The sequence below is a fragment of the Aeromonas caviae genome (assembly GCF_000819785.1).
Classification (GTDB): domain Bacteria; phylum Pseudomonadota; class Gammaproteobacteria; order Enterobacterales; family Aeromonadaceae; genus Aeromonas; species Aeromonas caviae.
Genome location: NZ_CDBK01000025.1, coordinates 1 through 258, shown reverse-complemented (window position 1 = coordinate 258; position 258 = coordinate 1). Strand labels below are relative to the sequence as shown.

Sequence of the window (258 nt, the reverse complement as noted above, 5' to 3'; positions counted from 1 at the left end):
ATCAAGTTCACCGAGCAGGGCCGGGTCGCCATCACCGCCACCCTGACCGGGGGCGAGCAGCCTCCTGTGCTGCACCTCATCATCACCGACACCGGAGCCGGCATTCCCGCGGACAAGCTGCCCCGGCTCTTCACCCCCTTCTATCGCGCCCACGGCCAGGGCCAGTTCCCCGGCAGCGGGCTGGGCCTCAATATCGCCCGCATCCTGTGCCAGATGATGGGGGGAGAGATAGCCGTTCACAGCCAGGTCGGCGAAGGC

General features: G+C 67.8%; 1 protein-coding gene. It reads left to right on the top strand.

What is annotated here, in order from left to right:
• A partial coding sequence (locus BN1120_RS03290) for a sensor histidine kinase (RefSeq protein WP_042014736.1) occupies nt 1-258 on the top strand: 258 nt, incomplete at both ends.